Here is an 8,872-nt window from a genome sequence, read left to right on the forward strand (position 1 = left end):
GCGTCGCAGGCAGTATTAAGGAGTTATTGGCGATGACACCAGATGTTCATTATATTTCACAGCATTCCCATACATTTCCTCTATACTGAAATTAATTTTAGAGTATCGGACGAGTTTGCCCAAACGACCGTTTCCGCAACACTCTTAGCCCCCCGATGAATTGAGCCTCCCCGCGTTGCAAAATCATATTGCTAAACGAGAATCAATGGCAATATGATCATGCAGCAAAAAGGGAGTCTCAAAAATTTTGGTAATATTTGCGTGAACAACTTGAAATTTTTTATAAAAAGCAATTTTGAAAAATGCCTTCGCTTATTAAAAAGAATTAGCTTTTCAACGACTGGTATAGCGTATCTCGGTTGATACCCAAGTCACGGGCAATCACGGTCTTGGCTTCACCAGCGGCCACCCGTTGGCGGGCCTGCTCGACCTGCTCCGGCGTTAGCGCCCGCTTACGGCCCTTGTACTTGCCTGCCTGTTTGGCCTTGGCGATCCCCTCTCGCTGATTTTCGAGGTTCTGAGCGCGAAGAAACTCAGCTACAGCTCCCAGCATGGTCAGCAGGAGGGTATTCATCGGGTTATCCTCGCCCGTGAAAATGACGCCCTCACGCTGAAATTCCACTCGTATACCACGCCCCGACAGCTCAGTCACGATGCGCCGCAGGTCATCCACATTGCGGGCCAGCCTGTCCATCGAGTGAACAATCACGGTATCGCCCTCGCGGACGTAGGCCAGCAGCTCCTGTAACTTGGGCCGCTTGGCATCCTTGCCGCTGGCTTTGTCTTCAAAAATCCTGTCCAGTTCCACGCCATCAAGCTGCCGTGCAGTGTTCTGGTCTGTGCTGCTGACACGGATGTAACCGACGCGCTGACCTCTTGCCATATCTCCCCCGTCATGTCGGTCTAGGGTTTAGACTTACCCCGACATATGCCGGAATATAGCAGATTGGATTCTATCCCGACACCCAGAAGCCGATTTCATCAGGGAACCTATCTGTCGGGTTTGGGTATACCCTAAAGCCACTTAGGTTGCTTTGCTTAACTCTTCCTCGAAATCGCTACGAAATGATGCGGCAAGCTGCAAGAACGCATCCAGATATTGAATCCGCTTTTCGATTGCGTTCTTAGATAAATTAGTTGAAAGAGAGTTAACTGAGTCTCGGCTGTCGTCCTCGATACTCCGACAATCCATTTCGTCATCCGGGTCAAGATCCCCAACCAGATTCAGAATGACTTGAACATCGAAATCTGGAGAGAATTCAGAGGTGTGCTTCAGCCAAGCTCGGACGTTCGAGTCCGTCACACGTAGGGCCGCCAGTTGCAAAACACTTTCGATCAAAATCCTGGCTGTCTTATCGATACTGAGCGCCATTCGCAGCCAGGATTTTGCGTCGTCCAAATCTGATGGGTTTTGATCATCTGGTTTGTCCCAATGGTGCTGCCACTCAATGTAGAAGGGGTCTTCGTTTTCTGGGTTTAATCGCTGAAGGGTTTCGAAAATCGGCGTGAAGTCCGTGAATGGACTGCGTTCATTCGGCAACGCGTGTCGATGCTGCCAAAGCTTCATGATGCTGTTGAAGCAGCGTTCCTCTGCCTCAACTTTTTCTGTGCCCGTTGCACTGTCAGCAATGGCAATTTGTTCAGTGATGTAGTGTGCAATCCACCTCGAGAGCGTGTCAACGCCCGGCTCGAGTTTAAGTTCCTGCACCAACGCTTTCCCTAAGTTGATAGCTTGTTGCTGTCGTTCGGAGCGTTCCGTCTGCTGAGAGGAGATAAACCCTGCTGACTGGTGGTCTGTATTCATGGTGATCCTCCCTCCGCCTGTACGAAGATCTCAAGAACCTTCGCTGGATTTCAATTTTGATAATCAAGACGCGGTTAAGCGTCTGGCAAAGCGTTTTGAGGAATGTCAGAGAAGCGAGCATGCGTGAACCCTCACGATCACTGGTCTCTTGCTCATTGCTACGCCCCTTCTTGTACTCCCCCCACAGTTCGGAGACGATTACCTCGGTACCATCGCTCGAAGTCCATACCCGATTCTCTTTGTCGGCGATTATTCCGTACTGATCCAGGATGCGGCTGTCAATAGTATCGGGCGGATAGCGAATGTTCCCCGCGTGCGGGTCGAAATCATCCAATCTGTTGGATGTGTCATGACTCGTGATCCATCCTCGGAGTTCAAAAGGGGGCGTGTTGAATTCCATCAGGTCTTCGCCGAAGGCTGGGAGCTTGAAGTCGTTTGGATCAACGCATGTACTCAGGGCGTTGAGCAGCGCCTGAGCAGTGGATGGGGCGACCAGTGCACTGGCGATCCGGAAGGTCTCGTTGCGCTCGCGATCGCCATCATCCCAGTAGCCGTCTACGCAGAGCCAGGTGCGTCCCTTTCGATCCGTCAGCAGCCCTTCCATGAAGTCGGTTTCGTCGGTTCCGGCTTCATCTTGCCACGAGTCGGTCACAGCTTGCCCTAGCCAACTGGGACGCTTGAGTGGGGCTGGGTCACGCCGATCTGCAAGCCAACGACCATCAGCGCGGGGGTTCTGGCAAGTTAACGCTGATAGGCTCCTGAGCTGTGACTAACCGGAAACCCTATCGACACCGTTTCCCACTGAGCGTGATTGGGTATGCCCTGTGGCTGTACCACCGCTTTCCGCTTAGCCAACGTGATGTTCAAGAGCTTCTTCATGAACGAGGAATCCACGTCAGTCACGAAACCCTTCGCCAGTGGAACATCAAATTCGCTCCGCTCCTCACTGAGGAATTGCGCCACCGGGAACCCCGTCGGGGTTCCCGGTGGCATCTGGATGAGGTGCATGTTGTCGTTGGTGGGATCAAACACTGGCTTTGGAGAGCGGTGGATGAACAGGGTGCCGTGCTGGACGTCCTCCTACAGGAACACCGTGATACTGAGGCCGCCAAAACATTCTTTACTCGCTTGCTGAGGGAATACGACGTCCCACAGGCCATTCATACAGATAAGCTCTGGAGTTATGGTGCAGCTATCCGGGAATTACCCGTGCTCCACGGCGTGGAGCACGTCCAAGTGGTATCGAGTGCTCGCTGCAACAATCTGGTCGAACAATCACATCGACCGACCAGACAACGGGAACGACAGCAAATCGGATTCAAAAGACGACGACGAACTCAGGAATTCCTCGCTCTGCACGCCCGCACTGCCAATCTTCATCGCCAGACCAGAACCACAGTCCCAGCCAGTCAAAGACGAGTGAATCAGACCTCCGCAACGCGGGTATGGCATGAAGCGTTGCAACAAGCAGCCTGAAACTCAGGCTGCACTTCGGGTCGTTTTACCTCGGCGAAGTTAAGTTGCCAGAACCCTCCTGACGCAAAATCTCATTCTCTTTGCGGAGCCGCTGGATTTCCTGCTCTTGTGGCGTCAGGGTCGTTCGACCCTGACCAGGGAAAGCCGCTTCTCCTGCTTTCTGAGTCTGGAGTCGCCAGCGGTAGAGGACTGAGGGGCTGATCCCGAGGTCACGGGCCGCCCGGCTCGGGCCAACATCGTCACGGTCGGCCAGTTCGATGGCCTGGCGTTTGAATTCGGCGGTGTAGGTCTTCCTGGTCGTCATGGTCTCGCCTCCTATGCTGAAGGCTTAACCGCACCGACGCAAAACTGCCCTAATCCCAACCTGGAGAACCAGCGGGAGGGCATCGCTAAAGCAAAACAGGCTGGGAAATACAAAGGCCGCAAACGGGTGCTCAGCCCGGAGCAGGTTGAGCAAGCCCGGCAGCGGGTGGCTGCGGGAGAAAAGAAAACGGCCCTCGCCCGCGAGCTGGGCGTCAATAGAGATACGCTCTATGAGGCGCTGAAGAGCTGATTCAGCTCCAGGGATCAGCTCCCCGCACCCAATCCCAGAACAACTGAAGCACGGTACGCTGATCTGACAGTACTTGGGCCTCACCAATCATCCCTGGCAACAGCGGTCTTTCTTTAAGGGTAAGGTTGCCACGAGGCAGACTCACTTCCACCTGGTAGAGCACCAGCCCCGTGCTAGACACCTCACTGGTCGGAGAAACGCCGCTCAATTTACCTTTGGTTACGCCGTATTTCTGGCGTGGGTAGCCATTCCAGGCAATCTGAACCTGTGCGCCTGTCTTCAGTTTAGGGCGGTCTTTTTCATTTGCTGTCCCTTTAAACACCATTGGAACACCTGCTGGAAGTATGGCAAGCATGCTCTGACCAGCCCCCAGGGTCTGACCGACATGTAGATCACTGACTTGCATCACCTGCCCGTCAATTGGGCTGGTCACCTCAACTTTCTGGTTCAAGGTCAGCAGTTTCAACTGTGCCTCTGCTGAGGCCAGTCTAGATCGTGCTTGTCGGAGAGCGGCCTGGGCGCTGTTTACTGCCGCTTCAGCCGCTTCCATATCAGCACGGGGCACCCCCCCCACGTTGTAAACAGTTCGCACACTGCTTTCCTGCCGCTGCTTGTTCTGCAAGTCAATCTCAGCCTGGGCAATGTCCTGGCGGGCTTGTGTGGCTGCATTCTGTTGAATCGAGAGTTGTAGAGCGGCGTCCTGCGAATCACGACTCAGCGCATCTAGGGTGAACAGCAAGTCTCCTTTACTCACCTTCTGCCAGAGCTTGACTTGATTCTTCACTACACGACCAGCACTCGGAACGTTCACCTGAACAGGCTCCAGCTGGGGGGTCAGGGTTCCCCTGACCAATGCATAAACCCTAACATTTGCCACGGAAGCCCAGATAATGGCGGCTAGCAGACTGAGTGCTAGGAACCACAGCATCAAGCGGGGCAAGCGGTGCAAAGGTTGTTCCCATTGAACAGCTTGCATCATTCCGGCAGCCTCAAGGCCTCACTACAACTTGTTGATTTGTAGGGCCGGATGGTTCCTTCGACCAGTTTCAATACCTGATCTGCCGGAGCCATCAGCGCTGGGCGGTGAGTAATCACCAACAGAGTACGGTTTCCTTTCAACTGCTCCAAAATCTGCACCACCCTAGCTTCCCGATCCATGTCCAAGGTCGCGGTCGGTTCGTCCAGAATAAGCACTTCCGCATCTGAGAGGAGTAGACGGGCAATGCCCAGCATCTGGCGTTCTCCGCTGGACAGACGGTGAGGACTATCACCGCCCAGGGTGGTCTGCAATCCTTCAGGCAATCGTCGAATGACACTATCCATCTGTAGGGCCTGCATGACAGCTCTGACACGGGCCTCATCTACTTGCCGTCCCAGGGTTAGGTTATCCAGCATAGAAGCATAGAACATGGGTACTTCCTGGCGCTGGTAAGCCACACGATTACGAACAGCTTCAGGCGTGTAATCAGTTAGGGAAACACCATCCCAGAGAATCGTGCCTCCTGTCGGTTCCAGCAGAGAAGTCAGGACATTACAGAGAGTGGTTTTCCCTGAACCATTCGACCCTAACAGCACGGTATACGAACCTTTTGCCAAGGTCATATTCACGTCACTAAGAATGGGACGGTCAGGAAGATGGCTGAATTTAAGGTGCTCGACGGTTAGAACATCCTTGAGTGATTCCAGGTGAGTGTTTTTCCCGGTATCTGTTTCGGTGGGCAATTCCAAAATTTCCGCGAGGCGATCTGAGGAGACTATACCCTGTTGTACCGACTGCACCATGCCAATCAGGGTGGATAGCGCACCTACAGCATTGTTCGTCAGACCGTAGGTGGCAACCAGCTGTCCTACGGATAGCTTGGTTTCAAGAACTTGCGTTGCCCCGTACCACAGGGTTAGCAGTGATCCAAGGCTTCCCAGAAGACCGAACACCACGCCACTATTGTTGCTGATCATAAATCCCCGCCAGGACTGATCCATGACGCCACTGATCTGGTTGCGTCCCCGCATGGTAGCCCAACGTTCAGCACTGAATGCCTTGAGGGCTGAAATGCCTTCCAGACTGCCAATCATGAAACTGTTCAGCTCCCCACTCTTTTTGAGGACTTTGCGGCTATTATCACGCAGGCGAGGGGAGATCACCAAAACATAGAGAATGTTCAAGATCAGGCTTAATGAAGCTACTAATGCCAGTTGGATGTTGTAAAAGAGTAGAAGACTAAGACTGAAGAGAAGCGTTAGAACAGCCACTGGGACAGTGATCATAAGATTCGTGAGCACGCCTCGAACTGCGTTTAGATCCTCGTTACGTTGTAAGAGATCACCGACAAGACGCGTCTGGTGAATTCTTAATGGTAGATTGAGCAGATGATGCAGGTAGCCCATTTGCATCTTGTAATTCAGCGCCATGCCCAAGTAGCTGGAGAGGTGTGACCGGAAAGTACTGACCAGGGTTTGCAGTACAGCAAATCCAAGTATGGCCCACAGTATGTAAGGAAGAAGTTGTCGCTCACCAAAAGTGAGGACACGATCAAACAGCACCTGTGACAATAATGGACTAATAAGGGAAAAGCTACTTAGCATGATAGTGCCGAAGAGTATTTCAATTAAAATAGGAATCGACCCACGAAAGTGGGTTAGGTGAGATAGAAGACCCTGAATGCCTCGCTTTCCGATAAAATTTCCCTTCTCAAATTCTGGAAGAGGCTGAAAAAAAAGCAGATTACCTGTCCATTTTTTTTCCAATTCATCATGATCGATTTTTCTGATTCCTATAGCCGGATCAGCAATTAATATTGATTTTGAGTCTATCCTAAATAGAACGACGTAATGATTGCTTTCCCAATGTAGTATCAGGGGTAGGTTAATTGATTCCAGGCTATGAGATCTGGTTCTGAATGCCTTACAACTCAACCCCAAATTCTCGCCTGCTCTTTTTAATCCAGCCATTGTCGTGCCGCTCTGCGTAGTTCCGGCCAAGCCTCTCAAAATATAAAGCGCTTCTTGGCGCCCCCAATATTTCAATACCATGGCGAGGCATGCAGCGCCACAATCTGTTTGATCAACCTGCCTTACAAAATATTTACTGTAACGACGCAATTGCATTTTATCGCTCTTGTATGATTTTACGATTTTTTACGCGCCTTATAACGATTAAATTATTTATAAGATTGAATATTCCCATAACAAAGAAAATGAAAAGTATTACATCTAAGCTCGGAAATAAATAGGTTATCATAAAAACGAGAGTACAGTATAGTAATAATGTGGTCATTATTGTTTTAAAAACACCGAATCTTATAAAAAATTTAGACAATACTAAATTTTCCTCTTCATAATTGCCTTTATTCTTTTCAATTGCCCAATATGTTAGAAGCATATCAACAATATAAAGAAATATACAAGATAAAGGTAATAAAACTGTTTTCATTTTAAGATCCTCAGGGTATCTTTATTTCCATTTCTTCGACAAAAATCTTCAATCTAATTAATTTTATAGGCTGAGGGGTATCCAATTTATAAACAAATTTATCAACCGTAAAATCAGATACTAAAGGGATTATATCTCTACTGAGAATATCTTTACAAGCATCTAAGCCTATCTGTCCCACTAATGATAGTAATTCATCATCATTTTCAACAGATTGATATACAACAGGAATATGTGTTATCCCGGCAGAGATAAGAGCAACTGCCCTATGATACCCATTAAATAATATGTCTCTGCCTTGGTAGTTTATACACCAGAGCTCTTTTATACCGTAGCCGATGTTAGCAACTATACCAATCTGACCGGATTCATTCTCTCGTTCGACATTTTCACCCATTAATTCAAGACCTTGAAATCTGAGGTCAGTATTTAGGGAAGAAATAATGAACTCAAGATTGTTTACTCTGTTAATTTCAACATGCTGTTCAGAATTAGACAGCGGCAGTGCTAAATCTAAAAGGTAAGTCTCATTATTATTAATTCTATCACAAATTCTTTTAATATAATCAAAATCTATATTAAACTGGATAGATACTACTTTTCTAAAATCTAAATATTTTATTTTCGGTTTTATTTTTTGAAAAGCATTCTGCTTACTTATTTTTTTAAGAGATATCTTTATTCGCTCAAGATCTTCCTCACTTGGCTGAATCATTCTTTCTTCAATACCAATATGATAGTCCTCTTGCGCTTCTTGCCATAATTTTTTTAAGTCGGCTAATGAGACTTTGCCCCGAAAACTTTGTGCCTTCGAGTCAATAAAAGATTTAAACTCCGAAAATTCTGCCGCTCTCATCAGGAAAATTCGATACATGTTGGTTCATAGTATAGCAGTGACGCTCGACCCATTAACAAGCAGCAGCAGTAAGCCATAGACGCCTGACACAACGATGATATTCTTTGGATCGGAGCAGTAATTATATGACAATTAGCTGAAAAACTAAAAAGTGTTTCATGCCACAAAAGTATTATGCAAGCCTAACTATCATTTCCAAGCAGTAAATTGCAAAGGAGCAATAAAATGACTATATACGCAGAAGAGCTGGAATTCACCCTCCCACTGGACGAGATTGAAGAACTTACCGAAGAAGAATTGGAGAGTATTGAAGGTGGAGTTGCGCCATTAATCATTTACAGCGCCCGTATTATTTCTGGTGCTGTCGTAGGTGGCGTAATTGCTGGAGCAAAAACTTATATCGAAGATGGTGCTGTGAACTGGCGTAGTGTTGCAGTTGGCGTCGGCGCTGGCGCTGTTAGTGGGGCTGTGGGCGGTTGGCTCAAAGTCAAAGGCTGGTAAAGACCTTGTCGTATCAAACAAGCTGCGGCCTGATCAGGCCGCAGCTTGTTTGATACGGTACAGCGAGCAATTAAGAGATCTCTTGCGTGGCGTTTCTTCAGGTATGCAGAATCGAGATAATCCCAGTAGCTTGGCACTCCGCCTCCCAGGGCGTCAAGTAGCCCCGGCTGGAATGCCGCCGTTTGCGGTTGTAATACACCTCCACATACTCGAAAATGGCCTGTCTGGCCTCTTCGTGGCTGCGGTACACGC

At 48.9% G+C, this 8,872-nt stretch carries 10 protein-coding genes and 1 pseudogene; 3 read left to right on the forward strand and 8 right to left on the reverse strand.

Annotation, left to right across the window (positions count from 1 at the left end; all coding sequences use genetic code 11):
* Window positions 1–325: 325 nt before the first annotated feature.
* The 3 genes from E5Z01_RS18645 to E5Z01_RS18655 all read right to left on the reverse strand — a co-directional run bounded on the left by E5Z01_RS18645 (window position 326) and on the right by E5Z01_RS18655 (window position 2,456).
* Window positions 326–883, reverse strand: a complete 558-nt coding sequence (locus E5Z01_RS18645; RefSeq protein ID WP_135230752.1) for a recombinase family protein — start codon at window positions 881–883, stop codon at window positions 326–328.
* Window positions 884–1,024: 141 nt separating this feature from the next.
* Window positions 1,025–1,804: a hypothetical protein gene (locus tag E5Z01_RS18650; protein WP_167758018.1), complete on the reverse strand. Its 780-nt coding sequence runs from the start codon at window positions 1,802–1,804 to the stop codon at window positions 1,025–1,027.
* The gene (locus E5Z01_RS18655; RefSeq protein ID WP_135230754.1) at window positions 1,695–2,456 is read right to left on the reverse strand and encodes a hypothetical protein; all 762 of its coding nucleotides are present in this window, start codon (window positions 2,454–2,456) and stop codon (window positions 1,695–1,697) included. Before E5Z01_RS18655 ends, E5Z01_RS18650 begins: the two co-directional genes overlap by 110 nt.
* A 113-nt stretch (window positions 2,457–2,569) precedes the next feature.
* Here E5Z01_RS18655 and E5Z01_RS18660 point away from each other — a divergent pair, with 113 nt between their 5' ends.
* On the forward strand, window positions 2,570–3,280 hold the full coding sequence (locus tag E5Z01_RS18660; protein ID WP_135230755.1) for an IS6 family transposase: 711 nt from the start codon (window positions 2,570–2,572) through the stop codon (window positions 3,278–3,280).
* A gap of 55 nt (window positions 3,281–3,335) precedes the next feature.
* Here the strand turns inward: E5Z01_RS18660 and E5Z01_RS18665 are convergent.
* Window positions 3,336–3,584, reverse strand: a pseudogene (locus E5Z01_RS18665) (transposase); the annotation flags it as partial.
* 126 nt (window positions 3,585–3,710) lie between these two features.
* On the opposite strand from E5Z01_RS18665, the gene E5Z01_RS20275 reads away from it, so the two are divergent.
* Window positions 3,711–3,833: a helix-turn-helix domain-containing protein gene (locus tag E5Z01_RS20275; protein WP_420810864.1), complete on the forward strand. Its 123-nt coding sequence runs from the start codon at window positions 3,711–3,713 to the stop codon at window positions 3,831–3,833.
* Window position 3,834: 1 nt separating this feature from the next.
* On the opposite strand, the gene E5Z01_RS18675 is transcribed toward E5Z01_RS20275, so the two are convergent.
* From E5Z01_RS18675 to E5Z01_RS18685, 3 genes are all read right to left on the reverse strand, one after another.
* Entirely contained in the window at window positions 3,835–4,812 is a 978-nt protein-coding gene (locus E5Z01_RS18675) for an efflux RND transporter periplasmic adaptor subunit (RefSeq protein ID WP_135230757.1), read from the reverse strand.
* The gene (locus E5Z01_RS18680) at window positions 4,809–6,938 is read right to left on the reverse strand and encodes a peptidase domain-containing ABC transporter (RefSeq protein WP_135230758.1); all 2,130 of its coding nucleotides are present in this window, start codon (window positions 6,936–6,938) and stop codon (window positions 4,809–4,811) included. Before E5Z01_RS18680 ends, E5Z01_RS18675 begins: the two co-directional genes overlap by 4 nt.
* A gap of 335 nt (window positions 6,939–7,273) precedes the next feature.
* Window positions 7,274–8,137 (reverse strand): hypothetical protein, encoded by an 864-nt coding sequence (locus E5Z01_RS18685; protein WP_135230759.1) that lies wholly within the window; start codon window positions 8,135–8,137, stop codon window positions 7,274–7,276.
* A gap of 207 nt (window positions 8,138–8,344) precedes the next feature.
* Here E5Z01_RS18685 and E5Z01_RS18690 point away from each other — a divergent pair, with 207 nt between their 5' ends.
* Window positions 8,345–8,620: a class IIb bacteriocin, lactobin A/cerein 7B family gene (locus tag E5Z01_RS18690; RefSeq protein ID WP_135230760.1), complete on the forward strand. Its 276-nt coding sequence runs from the start codon at window positions 8,345–8,347 to the stop codon at window positions 8,618–8,620.
* A gap of 97 nt (window positions 8,621–8,717) precedes the next feature.
* Here E5Z01_RS18690 and E5Z01_RS18695 read toward each other — a convergent pair.
* On the reverse strand, window positions 8,718–8,872 hold a 155-nt coding region (locus E5Z01_RS18695; protein WP_167758019.1), incomplete at its 5' end, for an IS3 family transposase.

This window comes from Deinococcus fonticola, assembly GCF_004634215.1.
Classification (GTDB): Bacteria; Deinococcota; Deinococci; order Deinococcales; family Deinococcaceae; genus Deinococcus; species Deinococcus fonticola.